General features: G+C 66.4%; 24 protein-coding genes and 2 tRNA genes. 18 read left to right on the top strand and 8 right to left on the bottom strand.

Annotation, left to right across the window (positions count from 1 at the left end; translation table 11 throughout):
• The first annotated feature begins 87 nt into the window (after nt 1–87).
• Nucleotides 88–603 carry an energy transducer TonB gene (locus tag ACFE7D_RS08485; protein ID WP_375394991.1) on the top strand — a complete coding sequence of 172 codons (516 nt, stop codon included), beginning with the start codon at nt 88–90 and terminating at the stop codon, nt 601–603.
• A 131-nt stretch (nt 604–734) separates the two neighbouring features.
• Here the strand turns inward: ACFE7D_RS08485 and ACFE7D_RS08480 are convergent, their stop codons facing one another.
• Entirely contained in the window at nt 735–1,187 is a 453-nt protein-coding gene (locus tag ACFE7D_RS08480; protein ID WP_375394990.1) for a hypothetical protein, read from the bottom strand.
• A 3-nt stretch (nt 1,188–1,190) separates the two neighbouring features.
• Complete coding sequence (dapA, locus tag ACFE7D_RS08475; RefSeq protein ID WP_375394993.1) at nt 1,191–2,075, bottom strand: 4-hydroxy-tetrahydrodipicolinate synthase; 885 nt, start codon at nt 2,073–2,075, stop codon at nt 1,191–1,193.
• Nucleotides 2,076–2,154: 79 nt separating this feature from the next.
• On the opposite strand from dapA, the gene ACFE7D_RS08470 reads away from it, so the two are divergent.
• The 4 genes from ACFE7D_RS08470 to ACFE7D_RS08455 are packed head-to-tail and all read left to right on the top strand — an operon-like array spanning nt 2,155 to nt 6,021.
• The gene (locus tag ACFE7D_RS08470; RefSeq protein ID WP_375394989.1) at nt 2,155–4,176 is read left to right on the top strand and encodes a lytic transglycosylase domain-containing protein; all 2,022 of its coding nucleotides are present in this window, start codon (nt 2,155–2,157) and stop codon (nt 4,174–4,176) included.
• Nucleotides 4,176–4,667 carry a GreA/GreB family elongation factor gene (locus ACFE7D_RS08465; RefSeq protein WP_375394992.1) on the top strand — a complete coding sequence of 164 codons (492 nt, stop codon included), beginning with the start codon at nt 4,176–4,178 and terminating at the stop codon, nt 4,665–4,667. The genes ACFE7D_RS08470 and ACFE7D_RS08465 overlap by 1 nt, the downstream gene beginning before the upstream one ends.
• Nucleotides 4,664–5,431, top strand: a complete 768-nt coding sequence (locus ACFE7D_RS08460) for an NYN domain-containing protein (RefSeq protein WP_375394988.1) — start codon at nt 4,664–4,666, stop codon at nt 5,429–5,431. The genes ACFE7D_RS08465 and ACFE7D_RS08460 overlap by 4 nt, the downstream gene beginning before the upstream one ends.
• Nucleotides 5,432–5,457: 26 nt before the next feature.
• Nucleotides 5,458–6,021 carry a Uma2 family endonuclease gene (locus tag ACFE7D_RS08455; RefSeq protein ID WP_375394987.1) on the top strand — a complete coding sequence of 188 codons (564 nt, stop codon included), beginning with the start codon at nt 5,458–5,460 and terminating at the stop codon, nt 6,019–6,021.
• A gap of 4 nt (nt 6,022–6,025) precedes the next feature.
• Here ACFE7D_RS08455 and ACFE7D_RS08450 read toward each other — a convergent pair whose 3' ends face one another.
• Together ACFE7D_RS08450 and ettA are read right to left on the bottom strand one after the other, a co-directional pair.
• On the bottom strand, nt 6,026–6,448 hold the full coding sequence (locus ACFE7D_RS08450; protein ID WP_375394986.1) for a ribose-phosphate pyrophosphokinase: 423 nt from the start codon (nt 6,446–6,448) through the stop codon (nt 6,026–6,028).
• Entirely contained in the window at nt 6,445–8,124 is a 1,680-nt protein-coding gene (gene ettA / locus ACFE7D_RS08445) for an energy-dependent translational throttle protein EttA (RefSeq protein WP_375394985.1), read from the bottom strand. Before ettA ends, ACFE7D_RS08450 begins: the two co-directional genes overlap by 4 nt.
• Nucleotides 8,125–8,282: 158 nt before the next feature.
• Here ettA and ACFE7D_RS08440 point away from each other — a divergent pair, with 158 nt between their 5' ends.
• The 5 genes from ACFE7D_RS08440 (at nt 8,283) to ACFE7D_RS08420 (ending at nt 11,483) form a co-directional block, all read left to right on the top strand.
• Nucleotides 8,283–9,695 carry a M20/M25/M40 family metallo-hydrolase gene (locus tag ACFE7D_RS08440; RefSeq protein ID WP_375394984.1) on the top strand — a complete coding sequence of 471 codons (1,413 nt, stop codon included), beginning with the start codon at nt 8,283–8,285 and terminating at the stop codon, nt 9,693–9,695.
• A gap of 130 nt (nt 9,696–9,825) precedes the next feature.
• Nucleotides 9,826–10,092 carry a hypothetical protein gene (locus tag ACFE7D_RS08435; protein WP_174284684.1) on the top strand — a complete coding sequence of 89 codons (267 nt, stop codon included), beginning with the start codon at nt 9,826–9,828 and terminating at the stop codon, nt 10,090–10,092.
• Between the two features lie 110 nt (nt 10,093–10,202).
• Nucleotides 10,203–10,279 (top strand) — tRNA-Ile (locus tag ACFE7D_RS08430).
• 338 nt (nt 10,280–10,617) lie between these two features.
• A tRNA-Pro gene (locus ACFE7D_RS08425) sits at nt 10,618–10,694 on the top strand.
• 96 nt (nt 10,695–10,790) lie between these two features.
• Nucleotides 10,791–11,483 carry a hypothetical protein gene (locus ACFE7D_RS08420; RefSeq protein ID WP_375394983.1) on the top strand — a complete coding sequence of 231 codons (693 nt, stop codon included), beginning with the start codon at nt 10,791–10,793 and terminating at the stop codon, nt 11,481–11,483.
• 4 nt (nt 11,484–11,487) lie between these two features.
• On the opposite strand, the gene ACFE7D_RS08415 is transcribed toward ACFE7D_RS08420, so the two are convergent.
• Nucleotides 11,488–12,459: a polysaccharide deacetylase family protein gene (locus ACFE7D_RS08415; protein ID WP_375394982.1), complete on the bottom strand. Its 972-nt coding sequence runs from the start codon at nt 12,457–12,459 to the stop codon at nt 11,488–11,490.
• A gap of 31 nt (nt 12,460–12,490) precedes the next feature.
• On the bottom strand, nt 12,491–14,263 hold the full coding sequence (locus ACFE7D_RS08410) for a sensor histidine kinase (protein WP_375394981.1): 1,773 nt from the start codon (nt 14,261–14,263) through the stop codon (nt 12,491–12,493).
• Between the two features lie 189 nt (nt 14,264–14,452).
• On the opposite strand from ACFE7D_RS08410, the gene ACFE7D_RS08405 reads away from it, so the two are divergent.
• Entirely contained in the window at nt 14,453–14,920 is a 468-nt protein-coding gene (locus ACFE7D_RS08405) for an Lrp/AsnC family transcriptional regulator (protein WP_375394980.1), read from the top strand.
• Nucleotides 14,921–14,994: 74 nt separating this feature from the next.
• Here the strand turns inward: ACFE7D_RS08405 and ACFE7D_RS08400 are convergent, their stop codons facing one another.
• Nucleotides 14,995–16,284 (bottom strand): hypothetical protein, encoded by a 1,290-nt coding sequence (locus tag ACFE7D_RS08400; RefSeq protein ID WP_375394979.1) that lies wholly within the window; start codon nt 16,282–16,284, stop codon nt 14,995–14,997.
• Between the two features lie 131 nt (nt 16,285–16,415).
• On the opposite strand from ACFE7D_RS08400, the gene yaaA reads away from it, so the two are divergent.
• From yaaA to ACFE7D_RS08365, 7 genes are all read left to right on the top strand, one after another.
• The gene (gene yaaA, locus ACFE7D_RS08395; RefSeq protein WP_375394978.1) at nt 16,416–17,171 is read left to right on the top strand and encodes a peroxide stress protein YaaA; all 756 of its coding nucleotides are present in this window, start codon (nt 16,416–16,418) and stop codon (nt 17,169–17,171) included.
• A gap of 2 nt (nt 17,172–17,173) precedes the next feature.
• Nucleotides 17,174–17,869, top strand: a complete 696-nt coding sequence (locus tag ACFE7D_RS08390; protein WP_375394977.1) for an SDR family oxidoreductase — start codon at nt 17,174–17,176, stop codon at nt 17,867–17,869.
• A gap of 94 nt (nt 17,870–17,963) precedes the next feature.
• Entirely contained in the window at nt 17,964–18,332 is a 369-nt protein-coding gene (locus ACFE7D_RS08385) for a hypothetical protein (protein WP_375394976.1), read from the top strand.
• Between the two features lie 105 nt (nt 18,333–18,437).
• Complete coding sequence (gyrA, locus tag ACFE7D_RS08380) at nt 18,438–21,206, top strand: DNA gyrase subunit A (RefSeq protein WP_375394975.1); 2,769 nt, start codon at nt 18,438–18,440, stop codon at nt 21,204–21,206.
• Nucleotides 21,203–21,571 (top strand): DUF952 domain-containing protein, encoded by a 369-nt coding sequence (locus tag ACFE7D_RS08375; protein ID WP_375394974.1) that lies wholly within the window; start codon nt 21,203–21,205, stop codon nt 21,569–21,571. The genes gyrA and ACFE7D_RS08375 overlap by 4 nt, the downstream gene beginning before the upstream one ends.
• An 84-nt stretch (nt 21,572–21,655) precedes the next feature.
• On the top strand, nt 21,656–22,366 hold the full coding sequence (gntA, locus tag ACFE7D_RS08370; protein ID WP_375394973.1) for a guanitoxin biosynthesis heme-dependent pre-guanitoxin N-hydroxylase GntA: 711 nt from the start codon (nt 21,656–21,658) through the stop codon (nt 22,364–22,366).
• Entirely contained in the window at nt 22,363–22,953 is a 591-nt protein-coding gene (locus ACFE7D_RS08365) for a DUF1989 domain-containing protein (protein WP_375394972.1), read from the top strand. Before gntA ends, ACFE7D_RS08365 begins: the two co-directional genes overlap by 4 nt.
• A 95-nt stretch (nt 22,954–23,048) precedes the next feature.
• Here ACFE7D_RS08365 and ACFE7D_RS08360 read toward each other — a convergent pair whose 3' ends face one another.
• On the bottom strand, nt 23,049–23,480 hold the full coding sequence (locus ACFE7D_RS08360) for a DUF488 family protein (protein ID WP_375394971.1): 432 nt from the start codon (nt 23,478–23,480) through the stop codon (nt 23,049–23,051).
• Nucleotides 23,481–23,782: the final 302 nt, after the last annotated feature.

The raw sequence follows: 23,782 nt of genomic DNA, 5'->3' as shown, positions 1-23,782 counted from the left end.
GGGATCGGGGGCGGGAGGGGAAGGCTCGGTTCCGACGCTGCGTCCTGCGATAATGGCAATTGAGCAACGAAGATGTTACGGAAAGCTATGTCACGCTATGCGGCCCCAAGGCTTTATACCGGCACCGCTGCCATGACCGGCAGCGTGTTGCTTCATATGGCCATGATCGCGATTTTCATCCTCGCCTTGGGTGGAGGTGGTATTACCGACTTCTGGGGTCTCCGACAGTTGATCGATCTGCAACCGCCAAGACCGTTGGCGGCATTCGAGTTGGCGCCTCCCCAAACCGATCTTGCGAACGATCGGTGGGTCTTGAGTGACTCCGTGTCGCCCGGTTGCGGTACCGATCCGGCGAACAACCGTGGACCGACCCTCACCGGGCCTTCCGATATCGCAGACAAGCCAGGATATGCCGGAGCCAGGCTGTGCGTGTTGATCGATAATCTCGGGGGTGTACTCTCGGTCTGGGTTTTGCGGCATCCGACACAGCACAGTCTGGAACGCGAACTTATCCGAGGCGCACACCGATTGACGTTCGATCCGGCTCGCCGCGATAACGTACCCGTCAGTTCGTTTGCGACACTGAACTTCGTCCATAACTAATGGCGTTCATTGGTAGCGATACTTCGTCACCCCGGGTTTGACCCCGGGTCCATCGTGCCTCGAGATCGGAAGCGTGAGGGACGCGCGGCACGATGGATGCCGGGACGAGCCCGGCATGACGGAGGACGTGATTACAGCCCGGAATAGAAAATCTGGCCATTTGTCCAGACGATCCGCCCGTCGTCATCGACCGCCCACCAGATCGTGGCAGCGGCCGCATAGGTGAGACCGCCGCCCCGTTCCTGTCGAAAATCCGTATGAAGAATATGTGGCGCATTCGTGCATGGGATTCCGCCGGAAAATCCCTGGGCACGCAGTGCCGCTTGCAGTTCGATCGACGACGAACCGATCGGCGCGAGTGATTTCAGACGATCCGCGATTTCGGGCGATTGAGGATAGGACTGGATGCGTTCGGTCGCCTCGCAGCCGTAGAACCTGCCGCCTCGTGCCGTTGCACCAATCAGCAATGGCGGCAGCGGTGGGGTAGGCGCGACGAATTGGCGGTTCAATTCCCGCAAGCCCAAGCCACCGACCGCCAGTCCCGCTGCCGCTATTGCCGATCCCCACCAGAACCATGCAGGCATGGCTCACACTAACCCCGCGTCGGCTAACGCCGCATCCACCGCCACCCGCGCCGCTTCGTCCGGCCAGGTCATCGGCAACCGGATACCGTCCGGAAATCCCTGCCGCACCTTCGTCATCGCGTATTTCACCGGCCCCGGCGACGCATCGCCGAACATCGCCTCGTGGAGCGGGAACAGCCGGTCGTGCAGCGCCCGCGCGCGCGCAAAATCGCCGCTCGCGCAGGCCGCCTGAAAATCCGCACACAACCGCGGCGCGACGTTCGCGGTAACCGAGATGCACCCCGTCCCGCCCACCGCGTTGAAGCCAAGCGAGAGATCGTCGTTTCCCGATAATTGGCAGAATGCATCCCCGACCAGCGCGCGGGTCTGCGATACGCGTTGCAACACCCCGCTCGCATCCTTCACCGCCACGAAGATCGCAGGGAACGCCCCAACGATCCGCGCCAGCGTCTGCGGCTGGATATCCGTCACAGTCCGCGACGGCACATTGTACAGCATGATCGGCAGCGGGGCGTCCCGGCCAAGCGCCTCGAAGTGGCGGAAGATGCCCTCCTGCGACGGCCGGTTGTAATAAGGCGGCACCATCAGCGCGGCATCCGCGCCCGCCTCCTTGGCGGCACGCAGGTTTACCGCGGCGATCCGGGTGTCGTTCGATCCCGCGCCGGCGATCACCGGCACCCGCCCGTTCGCCTGATCGACACAGGTGCGCACGACCTGGAACTGCTCTGCGGATGTCAGGGTCGCCGCCTCGCCGGTCGTCCCGCAGGGCACCAGTCCGGACGACCCTTCCACGATCTGCCACTCCACGAGATCACGATAGGCCGGCTCATCGAAGGACCCGTCAGCGGCGAACGGCGTGACGAGCGCGGGGATCGATCCGGAAAACATCGCATTATTCTGCCACTGCATGCGCGCGCCGTCGCACTTTGTTCAGGACAGATAAGGGTTCGCCCGGTATCCTGTCCACATGATAGCGGCACTGACCAGACCTGGCGGCAAAACGGGTATCCTGCTGGCCGCGATGGCGAGCGTGTCGGCGTCGAACGGCGTCGATCAGGACCAGCTCGACCGGTATCGCACGCAGATGGCCAATCAGGGTGCGCCGGTCGCGCCCACCGCCGCGACGCCGACCGACGCGGGTATCGCCGCGACGATCGCGCAATGGCGCGCGTTGCAACAGACCGACGCGCTGTCGTTCGACAGCTATGCCGGTTTCCTGACTGCGCACCCCGGCTGGCCCGGCGAGGCGTCCACACGCCGCGCCGCGGAAAAGCAGGCGGGCACGGGATCGCCGGGCAGCGTCGTCGCCTATTTCCGCCGCTTCCCGCCGCAGACGAGCGCGGGGGGCGCCGCGTTCGCCCGCGCGCTCGACGCGACCGGCGCACATGCCGAGGCGGTGGTGGCCGCGCGGACCGCGTGGCGACGCGGTGCCCTTTCGCCGACGGACGAGGCGTATCTGCAGGTGAGCTTCGGCACCGCCTTCACCCCCGCCGATCAGGACGCGCGGATGGACGCGCTGCTCTGGTCCGGGCAGACCGGTGCCGCGGCGCGGCAACTCGCGTTCGTCAGTCCTGACCGGATCGGCATCCTCGGCACCCGCCTCAAGTTCCGCGCCGACGCCCCCGAGGCGGCCGAATTCGCGGCGAGCACGCAGGACCTTTATCGCACCGATCCGGGCTATGTCGCCGATCGCGCGATCTGGCTGCGCAACAACAATGCCGGGCCGGCCGCGCGCAGCTGGCTGGCCCGGCAGCACAGCTTCGCGACCCCGCCGGGCGATCCGGCGAAATGGTATCAGGTGCTGCTGACCAATGCCCAGGGGGCGAACGCCGACGGCCAGTATCAGCTGGCGTACGACATCGCGCGGCAGGTCGACGATGCCTATCCCGCTGGTACCGACGTCTCGCTGAAATCCTATGCGGAGCGCGATGCCTATACCGATCTCGTCTGGCTGGCGGGGCAGGCCGCGCTGAAGAAGCTCGGGCGTCCCGCGGATGCGTTCACGATGTTCGATCGCTATGGCCGCGGATCGCAATCGCCGCAGACGCGCGCCAAGGGCTTCTACTGGGCGGCACGCGCCGCGGAGGCTGCAGGGCGACCTGCCGAGGCCACGCAATTCCTCGAACGCGCGGCGACCTACCGGGATCAATTCTACGGCCAGCTGGCGACCGAACGGCTCGGCCGCCGTCTCGTGCCGCCGCCGCCCGTCGGCCTCGTCGCCATAGCACCGGCGGACCGCGCGACGTTCGACGGGCGCGAGGTTGTGCGTGTGACGCGCTTCCTGGGCGGGATCGGCGACTGGCAGGACCAGACGCCGTTCGTGAAGCAGATCGCGCTGGATGCGAAGACGGCCACCGATCATCTGCTCGCGACCCAATTGGCGCTGGAGATCCACCGCCCCGATCTCGGCGTGATGGTCGGGCGCAGCGCGGCGGCGAACGGTCTGGGAAATTATTCCGCCTCGGGCTTCCCGACCGTCAACGTACCTGCGGGCTATGAGGACAGCTGGACGATGGTCCATGCGATCGCGCGACAGGAAAGCCAGTTCGACCGGATGGCGGTCAGCCATGCCGGCGCGCGCGGGCTGATGCAGCTGATGCCCGGCACCGCGCGCGAGCAATCGGGCAAGCTCGGCCTGCCTTATTCCACCGATGCGCTGACCGCCGATCCGAATCTTTCGATCCAGATCGGCGCGAGTTATTTCCAGCGGATCTACATGCTGTACGGCAGCTATCCGCTTGCGATCGCTGCCTATAATGCCGGCGGCGGCAATGTGAACCGCTGGCTGGCGGCGAACGGCGATCCGCGGACGGGGCAGGTCGAGATGGTCGACTGGATCGAGGCGATCCCGTTCGGCGAGACGCGCAATTATGTCGAGCGCGTGCTGGAAAATGCCGTCGTCTACGACCTGATGAATGCGCCGCGCGCCAAGAGCAAAGCCTCCGCCGCGCCGCTGTCCTGGTATCTGGGCAAGGGGCGGCCGGGCTGATCGACGACCGTCCGAATTACATCACACCGGCGGGCCATGCTGCGTTGCGTGCCGAATACGAGTTGCTGTTCGCGACAGAACGGCCCGCTCTGGTCGAGACGATCGCCTGGGCCGCAGGCAATGGCGACCGCTCGGAGAATGGCGACTATATCTACGGTCGCAAGCGGCTCCGCGAGATCGACCGGCGGCTCGGCTGGCTGTCGAAACGGATGAAAGCGGCAAAAGTGATAGACCCCGCGCTGCAGCCGGACCGTACCCGCGTCTGGTTCGGCGCAACCGTGCGTGTCGTGGACGATGATGACAATGTTCGCCTCCTGACGTTGGTCGGCGACGACGAAACCAATGCGGGTGCCGGCCGCATCGGCTGGCACGCGCCGATCGCACGGGCGCTGCGCGGCGCGGGACTGGGCGATGTCCGCCGCGTCGTGCTACCGGCGGGCACGCGCGATTACGAGATCGTCGCGATCGATTATCCCGGAGCCGACCGATGACCGACATTTCCGCCCGCAACGTCGCGCTTCTGATCGATGCAGACAACGCATCCGCCGCCACGCTCGACCCCGTGCTCACGGTCCTGGCCGAACTCGGCACGGTCAATGTTCGCCGCGTCTACGGCAATTGGACGAAGCCGGGTCTGAAGCCCTGGCAGGAAATGTCGATCAAGCACGGCATCGAACCGCAGCAGCAATTCGACCTGACCAAGGGCAAGAACGCGACCGACATGAAGATGACGATCGACGCGATGGACCTGCTGTTCCGCGGCCGCATCGACGGGTTCGGCATCATGTCGTCGGACAGCGACTTCATGCCGCTGGCGATGCGGATCCGTCAGGACGGCGTTCCCGTCTACGGGTTCGGCACCAGCCGCACGCCGGAGGGCTTCCGCCAGGCCTGCACCCGCTTCATCGACGTCGGCGCGCTCGACGAAGCGGAAGAACCAGCGCCGCTGCCCCTGCCCCCGTCGATCGGCGGCGAGCGGACCGTCGCGCCGATCAAAGCCGCGGTTCGCGCCAAGCAGGTGAAAGAGATCGGTCCCGACCTGCTGAAGCTCCTGATCGACGCGTATAACGCGGTAAAGCGCGACGAACGCGGCTATGTCAGCCTGACCGAGATGGGACAGCTGGCGGGCAACCGGTCGAGCTTCGACGCGCGGAACTATGGATTCAACCGGCTGAGCGACCTGATCGAAACGGTCCCGAACTTCCAGACCGAACGCCGCGACGGCGGGCGGGTTTTCGTGAAGCGGTTGCGGTGACCGGCTGCGGGGATTAACTTGCAGTAATGACCATCCAGGAACAGCTAGCTCCCGGCAAATACAAGCTGACCGTCGACGATTATCTGCGGCTGGCGGAGGCAGGTGCGTTCGGTGGTCGGCGCACCGAACTGATCGATGGGGAAGTCATCGTCATGAGCCCGCAATTTCGGCCACATGGGATGGTGAAGCTCGAGCTTTACGACGAATTGCTGATCGCGTCGCGGGCGCTCGGGTCGCCGCTGCGTCCGGTCGTCGAGTTCAGCCTCGATCTGGCGACCAACGCGATGCCCGATCCGGACATCATGCTGACGAACGAGCCGCGTGGCGCCAAGGCTGTCCCGCTCGCCTCGGTCGCCTTGGTCATCGAGGTGTCGGACACGACGCTCAACGACGATCTGAGTGCGAAGCAACGCCTATACGCGACCGCAGGCATCCCCGAATACTGGGTCGCCGACGTCAATGCGCGGGTCATCCATCAGATGTGGTCGACAAACGGCGACAAATACGCCCGGCAAGCCAATATCGAATTCGGCACCAAGATCGCAAGCGCGACGATTACCGGATTATCGATCGAGACCTCTAACCTCTGACGGGTCAGTCGCTCGCCGTGCCCGCCCAATAGTCGAATGCCACCTGCTGCAACCCGTCGACATAACCCCGCGCGACCGGGCCGGTCCACGCCACCGCATCGCGCCCGATCCACCAGCCCTGCCCCGGCAGCCGGTCCCCTTCGCGCACCACCAGCACCGCAAGCGCCGGCTCGTCCGCCGCACCACCCTCGCGGTCGATCGCGTCGAGCGTCCGGCAAACCGCGCGCATCCGCGGCCGGGTGAAGCGATGGCCAAGCTTGCCGAGCAATTCCGAATAGCTGAGCGCCCGCCCCTCCCGCGCCGCCCCGACCAGCAGCGCCCGCACCCGTACGACATCGCCCGGATCATGCGCTTCCGCGGGGACGATGCCCTCGGCCTCCAGCCACTGCGACAAGGTGCCGCCGAAACCCGGGGCGGCACGAGTCACCGCGTCAGCTTCTTGTACGCCAGCCGGGTCGGGCGGTCCGCCGCGTCGCCCATCCGGCGGCGCTTGTCCTCCTCGTAGCTTTCGTAATTCCCCTCGAACCATTCGACATGGCTGTCGCCCTCGAACGCCAGGATGTGCGTGCACAGGCGATCCAGGAAGAAACGGTCATGGCTGATGACGACCGCGCAGCCCGCGAACGTCTCCAGTGCCTCCTCCAGCGCGCGCAGCGTTTCGACGTCGAGATCGTTGGTCGGTTCGTCAAGCAGCAGGACGTTCCCGCCCTCCTTCAGCATCTTGGCCATATGGACGCGGTTGCGCTCGCCCCCCGATAGCTGGCCGACCTTCTTCTGCTGGTCGGGTCCACGGAAATTGAACGCGCCGACATAGGCGCGCGTCCCCATTTCCTGCTTGCCGAAGCGGAAGATCTCCAGTTCGTCCGAAATTTCCTGCCAGACATTCTTGTTCGGATCGAGATCGTCTCGGCTCTGGTCGACATAGCCGAGCTTTACGGTCGATCCGACCTCGATCGTGCCGGTGTCGGGCGTTTCCTGGCCGGTGATGAGCTTGAACAGCGTCGATTTGCCCGCACCATTGGGGCCGATCACACCGACGATGCCGCCCGGCGGCAGCGTGAAGTCAAGATTGTCGAACAGCAGCTTGTCGCCATACGCCTTGGTCAGGCCCTTCGCCTCGATCACCTTGCCGCCGAGCCGTGCGGGAAGCTGGATCAGGATCGCAGCCTTGCCGGCGACGCGGTTCTCCTGCTTCTCCATCAGTTCGTCGAACGCCCGGATGCGCGCCTTGCTCTTGGTCTGGCGGGCTTTGGGGGTCTGGCGCATCCAGGCGAGTTCGTCGGCGATCGCCTTCTGCTTGCCCTGCTCCTCGCGCTCTTCCTGCTCGAGGCGCTTGGCCTTCTTCTCCAGATAGCCGGAGTAATTGCTCTCGTACGTATAATAGCGCCCGCGATCGAGTTCGAGGACCCAGTTGACGACATTATCCAGAAAGTAGCGATCGTGAGTCACGAGGATGACGTTGCCGACATACTCCTTCAGGTAATTTTCCAGCCACGCGACGCTTTCGGCGTCGAGATGGTTGGTCGGTTCGTCGAGCAGCAGGATGTCGGGCTTTTCCAACAACAGCTTGCACAGCGCCACGCGGCGTTTCTCGCCACCCGACAAATTGGTCACCGCCGAATCGCCGGGTGGGCAGCGCAGTGCTTCCATCGCCTGTTCGAGCTGACTGTCGAGCGCCCAGCCGTCGACCGCGTCGATCTTCGCCTGAAGATCGCCCATTTCCTCCATCAGCGCGTCGAAATCGGTGTCGTCCTTGGGATCGCCCATCTCGGCCGAGATCGCGTTGAACCGGTCCACCAGGTCTGCGACCGGCCGAACCCCGTCCTTGACGTTGCCCATCACGTCCTTCGACGCATCGAGCTGCGGTTCCTGCGCCAGATACCCGACCTTGATTCCCTCGGCGGCCCACGCCTCGCCGACGAAATCGGGGTCCATGCCCGCCATGATCTTCATCAGCGTCGATTTGCCCGACCCGTTGGGACCGATGATGGCGATTTTCGCGCCAGGAATGAATTGCAGATGGATGTTGTTGAGAACGGGCTTGTTCGCGCCCGGGAAGGTCTTGGACAGACCCTTCATGACATAGGTATACTGGACGGCCATGGCGGGCTCGCGCTCCTGAGAACTGGGCTGGAGATTGCGGTTCCCTCTAGCGTCCCGCCGTTACGAACGCCACCCTGACGCGGCACCGCTCGGACCGCTTGCCGGATCGGGCCTTTGGCCCTTACCAAGGGGTGACATCCATCCGACGGGAGTGACCGATGAAGCGCCTCAACCTCGCCTTGCTGATGATCGCGGTGGTCGTCACACCCGCTGTCGCGCAACGCGCCGCACCCACCGCCATCCCCGTCGATCCGAAGGTCGCCGCGCTGCGCGACAAGGCGATGGGCGACGACACCGCCTTCAAGATCGTCGAGGGACTGACGACCGAAGTCGGTCCGCGGCTGGACGGCACCGAAGCGGAGGAGCGCGCACGGACCTGGGCGGTCGCGAAGCTGAAGGCGCTGGGGTTCCGGAACGTGCATGTCGAACCCTATCAGCTCGACACGGTCTGGTTGCGCGGAGAGGGGAGCGCGGAGGTGATCGCCCCCTACCCGCAGAAGCTGCGCCTGGCCGCGCTCGGCAATTCGGGCGCGACGCCCGCGGCGGGCCTGGCGCTGCCGGTCGCCTATTTCCACACGCTGTCCGATCTGATGGCGGTGCCCGACGGCAGCCTGGGCGGTCGGATCGCTTTCGTGTCGAACCAGATGGCCCCGACGCAGGACGGTTCGAGCTATGGCAGCCAGGGTGCGGCGCGTTTCGTCGGCCCCGCCATCGCCGCGAAGAAGGGTGCGGCGGCGATCGTCATCCGGTCGATCGGTACCGATCACGGCCGCGGGCCGCATGCGGGTGTCACGAACTTCCCCGCAGGCGTCGCACCGATCCCCGCCGCTGCGCTGTCGGTCGCCGATGCGGAAAATCTCGAACGGATGCTGCTCCTCGGCAAGCCCGTCACACTGCGCCTGATCCTGACTCCGACCGTCGTCGGACCCCGCACGTCCGGCAACGTCGTCGCCGAAGTACCGGGTAGCGATCCGAAGGCGGGGATCGTGCTGATCGGCGGTCATCTCGACAGCTGGGACCTTGGTACGGGCGCGATCGACGACGGCACCGGCATCGCGATCACGACCGCGGCGGCCAAACTGGTGATGGATGCACCCGGCCGGCAGCGCCGGACGATCCGCGTGGTCTGGTTCGGCGACGAGGAGACGGGCGGCTTCGGCGGCGTGGCCTATGCCAAGGCGCATGCCGGCGAACGCCACGCGACCGCCAGCGAGTCCGATTTCGGGGCCGACAGGGTATGGCGGATGAACCTCAACCTGCCCGAAAGCGCGGTGGCGGTCGGTGATCGGCTGGCCGCGGCGCTGGCCCCGATCGGCGTCGTGCGCGGGCATGAGAACGCGGGGGACGGCACCGATGTCGAACCTACGCTGGCGACGGGGGTGGCCGCGATCGACCTCAACCAGTCGGGTTTGCGCTATTTCGACTGGCATCATACGCCAGAGGATACGCTGGACCGGGTCGATCCCGAACAGCTGCGCCAGAACGTAGCCGCCTGGACCGCGATGCTGGCGATCGTCGCCAACGCGCCGGAGGATATCGGTTCGGTCGCACCGCGCGGTGGACGTCCCTGAACGGTATCGGCAGGCGACCCGAACATTACCGGACGATGAATTGGGTTTGACGCGTGCGGAAGCTCGGCTATGAAAAACGCCTCGCGACGGCAATCGGGTCGGCCGCGAATTTATGCTTGGGAGCATACGAATGAAGAAGATCGCCTTTGTTCTCGCTGCCGCCGGCCTGATGACCGTGGCTGCCTGCCACAAGTCGCCCGAAGCCGCCGCAGTCGAAAACAACGCAGACATGCTGGCCGACAACATGGAAATGCAGGCCGACAACATGGACGCGGTTGCCGACAACACGTCGAACGTCACGACCGCTGCCGTGATGTCGAATGCCGCCGACAACATGAACGCCGCGGCCAGCAACGTTCGCGACGATGCCAAGGCGACGACGAAGAACATGCAGTAAACCCGCTCGGGCGTCCGCGCTCGAGCGCTGCTGCCGGAAAGGGCGTCTCCAGACGGAGGTGCCCTTTTTCGTTGCAGCGCACGCTCGCTCGGCTAGGAACGGGCGCACGTGGGCCTGTAGCTCAACTGGTTAGAGCTGTCCGCTCATAACGGATAGGTTGCGGGTTCAAGTCCTGCCGGGCCCACCACTTCGTGCCGGCGCGTGTGCCAGCAAAGCCGGAACGAGCTGAAGGCGCGAACGGCCGGCGGCGCGAAAAACTCCGTCCGACGACGCGGCTTCGCCCCGGCGCTCGACCTTTTTTCTTCCCCTGAGCACCCCGGGCAAAGCCGCGCCGGATGCGCCGGCGCGCGCCGGCCGGGCTCGTGCGTCGCGCGACAAGCGCCGCTATTTGTGCGCACTGCGCCGCACTTCGCCCTTGCTATCAGGCCCCCGTCGCGGCAAAGCCGCGCCGTCGGTCGCGCTTTGGCGCGCCGTCCGGGTTTGCGCGTCTGACGATTAGCTACGCTAATCGACTGCGTGCTTCACCGGGGAGTGGCGCAGTCCGGTAGCGCGCCTGCTTTGGGAGCAGGATGTCGCAGGTTCGAATCCTGTCTCCCCGACCACCTATCCTTTGATATCATTCAAAATATCGCGCGCAGAATTGGTAACCTGCAAGACGGGGGTTGCGTCCGACAGGCCCGTTGCGGCATCGTCGATGAATGATCCGATCCGGTCTCCGGCCTATCCTCGCGATCGGCATGTTCTGCGGTTGCGCGCAGGCACTGGCGGAAACGCCGCGTGATTTGCTGACACAGGCATCGTTTTTCGACCGCGATCTGGCGAGCGCGCAGCGTCATGTCGAAAGCGCGGCGCAGGGTGCCATCGCGATCCTTCAGCGAACCCCGCAAAACAGCGAAGCGGCGCTGATGCGGGCGACGGCGATCGGTTACGATGCGAAGCTGACCGGTAGCCGGTCGCAGGCGATCGCCGCACGCACGGCGTTCGAGACGCTGATCGCGCGCGAACCGCAAAACGCCGAGGCGCAGCTCGCGCTCGGCGCATGGCATGTCGGCGTCGTCTTCAAGCTTGGCCGCTTCCTTGGCCGCGCCGCGCTCGGCGCGCAGAAATCGGTCGGGCTCGCGGCGCTCGACCGCGCGGTGGCGCTGGGGGGCAACCGGGCGTTGTTCGCGGGATTGTCCGCGCTGCTCCGGCTGGAACTGGACCCGTCCGATCCGCGCGGGGTGCAACTGGCCGAACTTGCCAGCCGCGAGGCGACGCCGACGCCGCTCGACCGGATCATGCAGCGATCCGCGGTCGCGATCCTGACCCCGCTGCGCGCGCACGATGGCCGCGCCACCAAGCTCGCGGCGGCGCAGCTACTTCCCTTCGGTCAGGTCGGCGGGGTACCCTGATCGCTCAGCCAGCCGCTGCCAGGATTTCGGCGAGCGACGCGTTGGCGACCCGCAACCGGTCGAGCCGGTCGAGGACGGCATCCCACCAATGGTCGAACCGCCGCAGCGCCGCGGCATCGCGGACATACGGGGTATGCCCCGGCACCAGCGACGGCGAGTGGAAGGACAGATTGAGCAGCCGAACGCCCTCCCCCACCGCGATCTCGATCGCCTCCAGCGCATCGGCGATCGGCATGTCCTCCGGCGTCAGTGCGATCCGGGACAACAGCCCGGTACGCGCGAACAGCCCGCGACCATGCGGGATGCCGCCGAGCGCGCGGTACAGCCGCGCGCCGCCGCGCCGCGCCGCGCCGGTGAAAATGGTCGTCAGCGGCAGTTCGATCATCGCCCCGTCGCGGTAGGCGGCGGTGCCGATCGCGGCGAAGTCCGGACCGCCATCGCCGGCGTAATCGTAGCGTGCCCGAACCGAACTATCGATGCGGTACCCCCGCGCCGCCAGCAGGCCGAGCGTTGCCGGGCCGATCCCATAGCGGCCGGCGCGATAGGCAAGCGGTGTACGTCCGAATGCGATCTGGATCGCATGGGTCATCGCATCGATCTTCGCCGCCTCCATCGCCGGCGGCAGATTGCCGGCATAGCTGTTGACGCTGGTCAGCGGTTCGTCGAACGGCGGCGTGACCCAGGCGTGGAGCTGAACCCCGATCGTCGAACGGCCATCGCGAAGGATCTGCGTCAGGATGTCGACCGATCGCGGATCGGTTGCGATCGGATGGTCGATCATGCAGGTCAGCGCGACGCCCCGGTCCGCGAAACGCCGGTGCGCGGCGGGGAACGCCGCCATCGCGGTCGTGGCGCGGTGCTCGCGCGCGGGCGGGGCGGACCAGTCGAACTCCTCCTCGACATCGACGAACAGCGTGAAGCGTGTGCCGAAGGCGGCGGGCCAGTCGATCTGCCGCGGGGGCAGCGGTGGCGGCACACGGTAAGATCGCGGTCCGCCCCCCGTCACGTCAGTTGATCGATGCCTGCCCCACGCTTTGATCTACGGCCATCGGGAGCCGCAATGTCAAGCCATCCGCCGCGATCGACAGCCCACCGCCAAGCTCCGCCGCCAGGTTGCGGGCGAGGCGAAGCGCGAAACCGGTGCCGAGCAGCGGCGCGCCAACTGCGTCGCCGTCGCCGTCCAGGCTGAGCAGCGTCGCATCGTCGGCGACGCGAAGCGCGTGCGGCCGGTCGAACCGGATCGCGACGACGGGCGCATCGGCCAGCATCGTCACCCCGATCCGCTCACCATTACCGCCGGCGGCGACGAGCGCGGCGGCGAGCCGGGACAGCAGCCGCTCGACCGCGCGGTCGTCGCCGACGATCCGCAACGGCTGTGCCGCAGGCTCGACCGCCAGCGCAACCCCGCGGATCGCCGCCAGCGGTGCCAGGTCGGCGAGGACACGCGCGACCAGCGGCGCGAGATCGATCGTCGTCGGTCGCAATTCCAGTGCACCGCCCTCGATCCGCGCGGCGGTGTCCAGATCCTCGATCGCGCCGATCAGGTCGGTCGCCTGTGCGTGGATCGACTGCGCGCGCTCGCGGTAAGCGGGCGATACCGGGCCGAGCAGTTCGCTGCCGATCAGTTCGGCGAAACCGGCGATGGCGTTGGTCGGGGTACGCAGTTCGTGGACGAGCTGCCGAAGCGAATCGGCGCCCCCGGCGGGCGCGGGAACCGGCGGGGTCGCGCTCTGATCGCGGCGCGGGCGGCGGCCCACGCCGCGAAAACCGCTGAACCGACCGGTGCGGGGTTCGAACGTCGCGGTGCCCGACAGCCGCCACGATCCGGCGGCATCGCCTTGCCCGTCGACCTCCAGTCGCGCATCGTCGAAATCGGCGCGACGGCGGAGCGCGCCGCCGGCGGTCGCATCGATCCGGACGGGTCCGCAGGACGATGCGCGCGCCAGGCCAACCCCGACGAGGGCAGCGCGACCGACGCCCTCCACCCACCGGATCACCCCGGCGGCGTCGGTTTCGAAGCGGAAACCCTCCGGCGGCGTCGAGACGACGGGCGCGGCTTCCCCCGGCTCGGGCCGCGTCCGGTTGAACGCATCGATCCGCGCGACGAGGTCCGAGATCACGAAGCCGTTCGGGCCCGGCGTCGGTGGCGGCCCGGCCTCGTGGCGGCGAAGCGCCTCGGCCACCACCGGCAGACCGCGCGTGATCGTACCGAGCGTCACGAACGGGGTTTCGCTGAGCGGCGCATCGGGGCGCACCGGCACCGCATCGTTTGCCGGGACCGCATCGTTTGCCGGGACCGGCGGCGCTACGACCGATGCGGGTGCAGGTGCAGCGCTTGCATCCGCACCGGGTCGATGATGGATGACGAAATCGGTCGAACCGAAACTCTCCAGCGCGCGCACGACGGAGGCCGGCAGGTCGCGGCGATGGCGGAGCACCGATCGCCCGGCGGGGCTCAGCCGCGGCAACAGCGCCACCCAGTCGTCCGCCGCCAGCGTCGCGGTACGAAGCACGGGCGCGGCGATCGCCAGATCGTCCTCGGCGAAGAACCCGACCAGCGGCGCGGGGGGATCGGCGAAGGCCAGCGCCCGCCCGCTCGCCGCGCGCACCGCGACCGGCACCGATCCGCGCAACATGCCGAGCCGGGCGATCGCTGCGTCGAGATCGGCGATCCGGCGGCGACCGGCCAGGTCGACCAGCTGCCGCCAGGCCGATTGCGCGCCGAAGCCGGTGGTCGCGTCCGCCGACAGGATCGTCTTCAGGCTGTCGTCGAAACGCAAGGGAACGATCCTTCCGGACCGACGCGGCTGGACGCCGGTCGTAACGATTCATTAACGGCAACCGCAGCGATCCGGAACAGGCTTATTGGGCACGTCGCAATGTGGGACAATTGCGTTTACCCGCAATTATCCTACGTTCGGGACCGGTCTGGCGGGCAAAGTGCCCCGTTTCGGAGAGAGATTCGCACTATGGCGTTCGATCGCATCGATCGGCAGATCCTTGGCCATCTGCAAGCCGATGGCCGGATGACCAATGTCGACCTTGCCGAACGCGTCGGGCTGACCGCGCCGCCGTGCCTGCGCCGAGTACGCGCGCTGGAAGAGGCGGGTGTGATCCGCGGCTACCACGCCGATCTGGACGCGGCGCGGATGGGATTTCCGATCACGGTGTTCGCGATGGTCAGCCTGCGCAGCCAGGCCGAAACCGACCTCGCCGCGTTCGAGGCGCATGTCGCCGCGATCCCCGAGGTCCGCGAATGCCACATGCTGAACGGCGAGATCGATTTCATCCTGAAGATCGTCGCGAGCGACCTGCGCGGGTTCCAGGAGATCCTGACCACGCATTTGACCACCGCGCCCAGTGTCGCGGGCGTCAAGACGTCGCTCACGATCCGAACCGCCAAATCGGTATCGGGCGTCCCCGTCACGCTCGAATGATGCCGCGCGGTACGTAGAACCGGGGTGCCGTCTCCGACGCCCCTCCCCGCTCCCGGCCGCGACGACGTCGCGCGTCAGGCCGTCGGCGGCGCATCGACATAGACCGTCCATAACTGGGCCACGCCCATTTCCGGCCCGTTTACCGACGCAAGTGCGGTCTTCGCCCCCGCCTTGTCGCCGGACCGCGCGAGCGCGATCCCGAGCCGCAGGTTCACCATATCGGCATCGACACCGCCCTTCTGCAGCGCGGCGCGATAAAGGTCCGCTGCCTTGGCATTGTCGTCCGCGCCGAGATACGCATCCGCAGTCTGCTGCGCGAGCTTGCCGTTGGGCGAAGTCTGCGCCTTCGCCGCCAGCCCCGCCAGCGAGCCCTGGTTCTTCAAGGCCTCCGCCGCCGTCGAACGGAGCAGTTTCGACGCGCTGTTCGTCGGGGGCATCTTGCCCGTCGCTGCCCCTTCGCTGAGCACCGTCAGCGTTTCCGCCGGCAGACCGTGATCATAGGCCTTTTGCGCGTAATCGCCGTAATCGACCTGATCGGCGAGCGACTTGGTCGACCGCATCAGGCGGAACAGGTCGAGTTTCTGCCCATTGTCGAGCGTCGCGATGCTGCCGTTCTGCAAACCGTAGATCACGATCATGTCGCGCCAGTTCTTCGACGTCGGGTAAGCCGCGAGATATTTCCTCATGATGGAGAATGCGGCGGCATTATCCTTGGCCGCGATCGTCTTCGATAGCGCCAGGCGGTAATAGTCCTCGGGCGCCTTGTTGCCGGCGGCGGTCGCCTTGTCGATCACGCCGTTCAGATCGGCGACGCCGCCCGCCGTGTCGCCGCCGTTGATCTTCGAATTGACGATCAGCAGGTCCAGATTGTCGCTCGCGTAGCCGGCCGCCTTGGCCTGCGAGAGAAACTGCGACGCCTGCGCATATTGGCGCGCGCTATAAGCGATCGCGCCACGCTGATATAGTACTTGGCCGCGCGCCGCGGGCGGAAGCTGCGAGCTTGCGATCAGCGTGTCGAGCGGCGCGATGAGCGGCGTGTTGTCCTGCGGTGCGTTCGGGTTCGCGGCGGACCCCGCCTGCAGCTTGAGCTGCTCAAGGTTCAATCGAAAGGTTGCCGCCAGATACGTGTCGTCGGGCGTCTTCGCACCCGCTTCGACCTGCGCGACCAGCGGCGCGGCGGTCGCGACGTCCTTGGCGGCGAGCGCGGTTTGCGCGGCCTGTGCGGCCTTGATGATGTCGGGGCTCAGCTTCAGGCCGGGCTTCGCCTCTTCCTTCTTGTCCTTGGCGACCGCCGGCATGGTGACCAGCGCACCCGCGCTACCGGTAAGCGCAAACGCAAACGCCAGCTTCGAGAACGTCTTCATCCGGGAACTCTCCTTGTCGGCGCCAGCGCCTTGATAACCGCGTCGCTCTACCGTGCGGGTCGGGCACGTTCAAGCGATGCACCGCTGAACGCCGATTGAACGCGGAAGGCTCCGCGGCTAGCGACGGACGCATGATCGCAACGCTCTCCCCCGCCAAGACGCTCGACTATGACACGCCGCTGCCCGGGCTGACGCCGACGATCCCGCGCTTCGCTGCCGAGGCGGAGACGCTGGCGAAGGCCGCATCCCACCTCAGCCAGAAGAAACTGTCGGCGCTGATGAAGATATCGCCGGCGCTCGCGAAGCTGAACGCGGACCGGTTCCGCGATTTCGCCGCCGCGCCCCAACGCCCCGCCCTCTTCGCCTTTGCCGGCGACGTCTATACCGGGCTGGAAGCCGGAACGCTGGACGCGCCCGCGATCGACTATGCGCAGGATCATGTCCGAATGCTCTCCGGACTTTACGGGCTGCTCCGCCCGCTCGACGCGATGCGGCCTTACCGGCTGGAGATGGGAACGCACTGGGCACCGCGGCGAACCAAGCTGACCGACTGGTGGGGCGGCAGGATCGCCGATCGCCTGGCCGCCGACGTTGCAGAGGAGGGGTCCGGCACGGTGCTGAACCTTGCCAGCCAGGAATATTGGGCATCGGTCGCCGGCCGGCTGCCCCGCGATGTCCGCGTGATCGACGTCGATTTCCGCGAGCCCGGCCCCGACGGCCCGCGCTTCGTCAGCTTCCACGCCAAGAAAGCGCGGGGGATGATGGCACGCTATCTGGTCGAACACCGGATCGACCGGATCGACGGCATGAAGGATTTCGACACCGACGGCTATACCTTCGATGCCAACGCCAGCGAAGACGATCGCTGGCAGTTCATGCGGCGCTGAGCATGGCGAGCGCGGTGGTCATCGGTGCTTCGGGCGGGATCGGTGCGGCACTGGTCGAGGCGATCCGCGACGAGGCCGCGTTCGATGTCGTCCACGCCTTCGCGCGGTCGTTCGCAGGCGATCGACACCTGGACGTGACCGACGAGGCGAGCATCGCGGCCGCCGCCGCGCTGGTGGCGAAGGGGCCGCCGCCGGCGCTGGTCATCGTCGCGACCGGGCTGCTCCACGACGCCGACCGCGGCCCTGAAAAGGCGCTGGCCGAGCTCGACCCGGCCTGGCTGGCGCAGAACATGGCGATCAACGCAATAGGCCCCGCAGTGATCGCGAAGCATGTCCTGCCGATCATGCCGCGCACCGGCCGAACCGTGTTCGCGGTGCTGTCCGCGCGGATCGGCAGCATCGCGGACAATAGTCTTGGCGGCTGGCACGCCTATCGCGCGTCGAAAGCGGCGCTCAATCAATTGATCCGGACGATCGCGATCGGCGACAAGCGCCGTAATGACCGCGGGATTGTCGTTGCGTTGCACCCGGGCACGGTCGATACCGCCTTGTCGAAACCCTTTCAGGGCAATGTCGGCCCCGGTCGTCTCTTCGCGCCCGACCGCGCGGCCGTGCAGCTGCTCGATGTGATTGACGGGTTGAAGCCGCCAGATAGCGGCCGGATGTTCGCCTGGGACGGGTCCGAGATCGCGCCGTAATCGATCTGGCTTTATTCGCATGTTGCACGCCGGGCGATTGTGTCGCAGCTTGCGCACAACGCCCCCGGGGGCGTGCAACGAGAGGAACGTTCCCATGACCAAATTCCTGTCCGCCGCCTTGCTGGCCGGTGCCGCGATGCTGTCCACCGCGACCATCGCCGACGCCCAGGCCGCGAAACCGACGCCCAAGGCGACGACCAAGACCAAGACGACAGTCGCACCGAAGACCACCGCGACGCCGACGACCATGACGGCGTCCAAGACCACGACGGCACCCAGGGCGACCGTAACGGCGAAGACCGTATCGACCTCGACCACCAAGACCACGCCGGCGATCGCGACCAGGCCGGCCGCAAAATCGACCGCGACCGGCCGGATGGTCCAGGCGAAGCTCGCGAACGGCAAGACCGTGACCTATAATTGTTCGCTCGCCGGCAACGCCGACAAGAAGGCCTGCAAGTAAGTGTAACGTCCGTCCTGCCCCCGCGCTGCCCTGCGCGGGGGTGGTCAGGCGAAGTGTCCTGGGCTAGGGTTGTCACTGAACCGACACAACCCGAAAGCGTGAAAATTGGCCGACGAGACGCTGCTCGCCGAACCCCCGCCCGAATCTGGCGACATCTCCACGATCTCGATCGTCGAAGAGATGAAGTCGAGCTATCTCGACTATGCGATGAGCGTCATCGTCGCGCGCGCGCTGCCCGATGTCCGTGACGGTCTGAAGCCCGTCCACCGCCGCATCCTGTTCAGCGCGCATGAAAGCGGCTTCGTCGCCGGCAAGCCCTACCGCAAGTCCGCACGCATCGTCGGTGACGTGATGGGTAAATACCATCCGCACGGCGACAGCTCGATCTACGAAGCCCTTGCCCGCATGGCGCAGGACTGGTCGATGCGCGTGCCGCTGATCGACGGCCAGGGCAATTTCGGATCGATGGATCCCGACAAGCCGGCCGCGATGCGCTACACCGAGGCGCGGCTGGCGCGGGTGACGAATTCGCTGCTCGACGATCTCGACAAGGATACCGTCGATTTCGTGCCCAATTACGACGGCTCGGAACGCGAGCCCTCGGTACTCCCCGCGCGCTTCCCCAACCTGCTCGTCAACGGCGCGGGCGGCATCGCCGTCGGCATGGCGACCAACATCCCGCCGCACAACCTCGGCGAAGTCGTCGATGCGTGCCTGGCGTATATCGACAACGGCGCGATCACGACCGAGGAACTGATCGCGATCGTCCCCGCCCCCGACTTCCCGACGGGTGCGATCATCCTCGGCAAGGCGGGCGCGCGGTCCGCCTATCACACCGGGCGTGGCTCGATCATCGTCCGGTCGCGCCACGTGATCGAGGAAAATCGCGGCGACCGGCAGTCGATCGTGCTGACCGAAATCCCCTACCAGCAGGGCAAGAACGCGCTCGTCGAGAAGATCGCCGAGGCGGTGAAGGAAAAGCAGGTCGAGGGCGTCAGCGACATCCGCGACGAATCGAGCCGGATGGGCGTCCGCATCGTCATCGAGCTGAAGCGCGATGCGACGCCCGAGGTGGTGCTGAACCAGTTGTGGCGGCACACCCCGGCGCAGGGTTCCTTCCCCGCCAACATGCTGGCGATCCGCGGTGGCCGACCCGAACTGCTCAACCTGCGCGACATCATCCAGGCGTTCGTGCAGTTCCGCGAACAGGTCATCACCCGCCGGTCGAAGTTCGAACTCGCCAAGGCGCGCGACCGGGCGCACGTGTTGCTCGGCCTCGTCATCGCTGTCACCAACCTCGACGAGGTCGTGAAGACCATCCGCGGCTCCGCCAACGCCACCGCCGCGCGCACCGCGCTGCTGATGCGCGAATGGCCGATCGCGGAGATCGCGCCCTATATCCGCCTGGTCGAGGCGCTGGATGCCGAGGTCGCGGGCGCGACGTACCGGCTGTCCGACATCCAGGTCCGTGCGATCCTCGACCTGCGCCTCCACCGCCTCACCGCGCTCGGCCGCGACGAGATCGGCAACGAGCTTGAGGGGTTGGCGGGTGCGATCACCGAATTGCTTGCGATCCTCGCGGACCGGGCAAAGCTGTACGCGGTGCTGCGCGAGGAACTGGTCGCGATCCGCGCCGAATTCGCGACCCCGCGCAGGTCCGAGATCGCCAATGCCGCCGACGGCATCGACGACGAGGACCTGATCGAGCGCGAGGACATGGTGGTCACCGTCACGCACCAGGGCTATATCAAACGCACGCCCCTCGACACCTTTCGCGCACAGGCACGCGGCGGCAAGGGCCGGTCGGGGATGGCGACCAAGGACGAAGACGTCGTAACCGCGTTGTTCGTGACGAGCACGCACACCCCGGTGCTGTTCTTCTCGACGCTCGGCCGGGTCTATCGGATGAAGGTCTGGCGCCTGCCCGAGGGCGGGCCGGCGACGCGCGGCCGGCCGATGGTGAACCTGTTGCCGCTGGCGGCGGGGGAGACGATCTCGACCGTGTTGCCGCTGCCCGAAGACGAAGCGGAATGGGGCAAGCTCCACGTCATGTTCGGTACCGCAAAGGGTTCCGTCCGCCGCAATTCGATGGATGCGTTCACCAACGTGCCGACCGCCGGCAAGATCGCGATGAAGTTCGAGGGCGAGGACGATGACGACCGGTTGATCGGCGTCGCGCTGCTGGACGCGGACGACGACGTGCTGCTGGCGACCCGTACGGGCAAGGCGATCCGCTTCGCCGCCGACGACGTCCGCGAATTCCAGAGCCGCAATTCGACGGGCGTCCGCGGTATCGCGTTGAGGGACGACGACGCGGTCATCTCGCTGTCCGTCCTCCACCGGGTCGACGCCTCGTCCGAACAGCGCGAGGATTATCTGAGGTTCGCGCCGTGGAAGGCGGAACGCGAGGGGAGCCCGGATATGGACGCGGCGATATTCGAGGACATGATGGCGCGCGAACAGTTCATCCTGACCGTCTGCGCCAACGGTTACGGCAAGCTGTCCTCCGCATACGATTATCGGCGCACTAATCGCGGCGGGCAGGGCATCACGAATATCGACAATATCGGTCGCAACGGCCCCGTGGTCGCCAGCTTCCCCGCATCGAAGGGCCACCAGTTGATGCTTGTCACCGACCAGGCGAAGCTGATCCGCACCTCGCTCGGTTCGCTGCGAGTCATCAGCCGCAATTCCGCGGGTGTCCGGCTGTTCGACGTCGCGAAGGACGAACATGTCGTCAGCGCGGCGCGGATCGAGGAAACCGAGGGCGACGCGGAGGCGGTACTGACCGATGAGGCACCCGCGACGGGCGCGCCGATCCCCGATGCCGTCATCGGCGACGATTTGGCCGAAGGGCCGGCAGACGGCGAGTGAGTGCCGGGGAGAATAGCGCGCGGCCCCAAACCGCGTACAAGGTCCTGACCGCGGATCAGATGGCGACGTTGGAGACGACCGGCACCTTCGCCGGCGCGGCCGTCGATCTGGCGGATGGCTATATCCATCTGTCGACCGCCGGGCAGCTGACCGAGACGGTGGACAGGCATTTCGCGGGACAGACCGACCTGCACCTCGCCGCGATCGACCTGGAATCGTTCGATACCACGCTGCGATGGGAGGAAAGCCGCGGCGGGGAGATGTTCCCGCATCTCTACGGCCCGCTGCTGCTGGAAACGGTCATCGCCTATGGCCCGCTGGAACGTGCGCATGACGGAACGGTAAAACTGCCGATCGCGGGGTAGATCGCGTCGGACCGTCCCTTTCGAGAACGTCCTAACCTGCGGTAGGTCGAGGAACGGACACGCCGGACAAACGTCGTCCAGGATATGTCTTTCAATCACTCGCCGCTGTTTCCCTGGCACCTCGAATACCAGGACGTCCATGAAGACCTGCTCCGCGATCACATCGCGGCGGCGGATTTCCCCTGCGTCGGGGCGAAGGCCGCGGTCGCCCGCGGGACGCTGGAACTGCTGTCGTGCAGGCGGATCGACAGCGCCTGGGACGACCTGCGGATTCACGACAAGCTGCTCCAGTTCGCCGGTGCCTACCGCGCCGATCCCGCGCTTTTCCGCAGCCTGGCGATCGTGTTCGATGCACCCGACGTGATGGAGGAACGCGATTTCGAACGGGCATTGTGGGCGCGTATCCAGTCGCTGTCGGACAAGGACGTGTGGCGCGGACAGGATTATGACGAGCGGGTCAGCGCCGATCCGGACAGTCCGCATTTCTCGCTGAGCTTCGGTGGCGAGGCGTTCTTCGTCGTCGGTCTCCACGCCCGCGCCAGCCGCCCGGCGCGACGCTTCGCGAAGCCGACCATGGTCTTCAACCTGCACGATCAGTTCACGACGCTGCGGGCGCAGGGCCGGTACGAGACGATGCGCGAGAAGATCATGGTGCGCGACGAGGCGGTGGCCGGATCGCGCAATCCGATGCTGGACCGGCACGGCGAAGTCAGCGAGGCGCGCCAATATAGCGGTCGCGCGGTCGACGATGTCTGGCGCTGCCCGTTTTCCTATGGCGGCGGCGCGACGCCGTGACGGTGGTCGAGATACCGGAACGAAGCGGCACTGCGTTCCGGCTGGCGCGCGGCGAGACGCTCGAGGTCATCGATCCGCGCGGCGAACAGGTGGCCGACCTGCTGGCGTTCAATGCGGACGATATCGGTGAGGTCGTTTCGTCGGGCCGGACGCTCGACTATGCCGAGACGATCTATCTCACGACGGGGCATGTCGTGTATTCCAACCGGTCGCAGCCGATGCTCGAGATCATTCGCGATGACGTCGGCCGGCATGATTTCCTGCTGACGCCGTGTTCCTACGATACGTTCCATCATTTCTATCCGGCGCTTCCGCCGCATCGGGGCTGCTTCGGCAATCTGGCGGCGGCGCTCGCGCCATATGGTGTCCTGCCCGACCGGATCCCGACGGCGTTCAATTGCTTCATGAACGTGGCCGTAGACGGCGCAACCGGCAAGCTTCGCGTCCTGCCGCCGATCAGCAAGGCGGGCGACCGGATCGCGTTTCGCGCGGCGATGGACCTGATCATCGGCCTGACCGCCTGCTCCGCGCCGGACTCCAATGGCGGGACGTTCAAGCCGATCCATTATGCGGTTGGCGGGCGATAGCGTCGTTAGCGACGTGCTTCGCTCGATCCATCAGTTTGACCGGGGTGACGGTAGTTTGGGAAAGGCGGCGGTATGGAGGCAATGAGCCCGACCGATCACGCATACAGATCGACGACCTCCGCCCCCTCGCCTACCGCAGCCAGCAGCAGGGTCCGGTGGCAATGGCGCGGGTCGCGTTCGTAGCATAGCAGCGCGCTGGGCATCTCGGCCGCGAGGTCCATCATGACCGCCGCCTGCGCCTGCGCCTCGGGCAGGTCGAGCTGACCGGCATAGACCGCGCGCAACGTCGCGACATCGCCCTTCTTCGCGGCGTCGCGCCCGGGCTTGGGCGTGCCCAGCGCCTTCAGATGGACATAGCCGATCCCCGCCTCTGCCAACGAAGCGGCGAGTGACGATTTGGAAAAGCCTGGCCGGCGCGACAGCGGCAATGCGCGGACGTCGATCACGCGCTCCACTTCCGCCATCGTCAAGGCTGCGAGAAAGTCGGCCAGCGTGGCGGCTTCGTAGCCGATCGTATAGATTTTCATGCTGTCGGATATGGGGTTCCCGACGACGCGCACCAGCGGGTGGGACCGGCGAGGAAATCGCCCCCCTCGCAATGTTGGATCATCCGTGCGACTCCCGTCGAATGCCGACGACGATCGTCCACCCGAGAATAGCCCGTTTTCGATCGTTCGATTTTGCGGGGTCCGATTCCGACCGTGACGTAGTGTCCACTTCGTCCACTTCCGAAGGTCGTGTATGGTCGGCGACCCGGGAGTCGGGCGTTTCGATGGCCCCGAAGATACCCGGCACGGGGCGATTGATGACGTACGACAGTCACAGCATC

Origin of the sequence: uncultured Sphingomonas sp. (assembly GCF_964244235.1) — a bacterium.
In the GTDB taxonomy this organism is placed as follows: Bacteria; Pseudomonadota; Alphaproteobacteria; order Sphingomonadales; family Sphingomonadaceae; genus Sphingomonas.
This window is presented reverse-complemented; position numbering and strand designations above follow the sequence as displayed.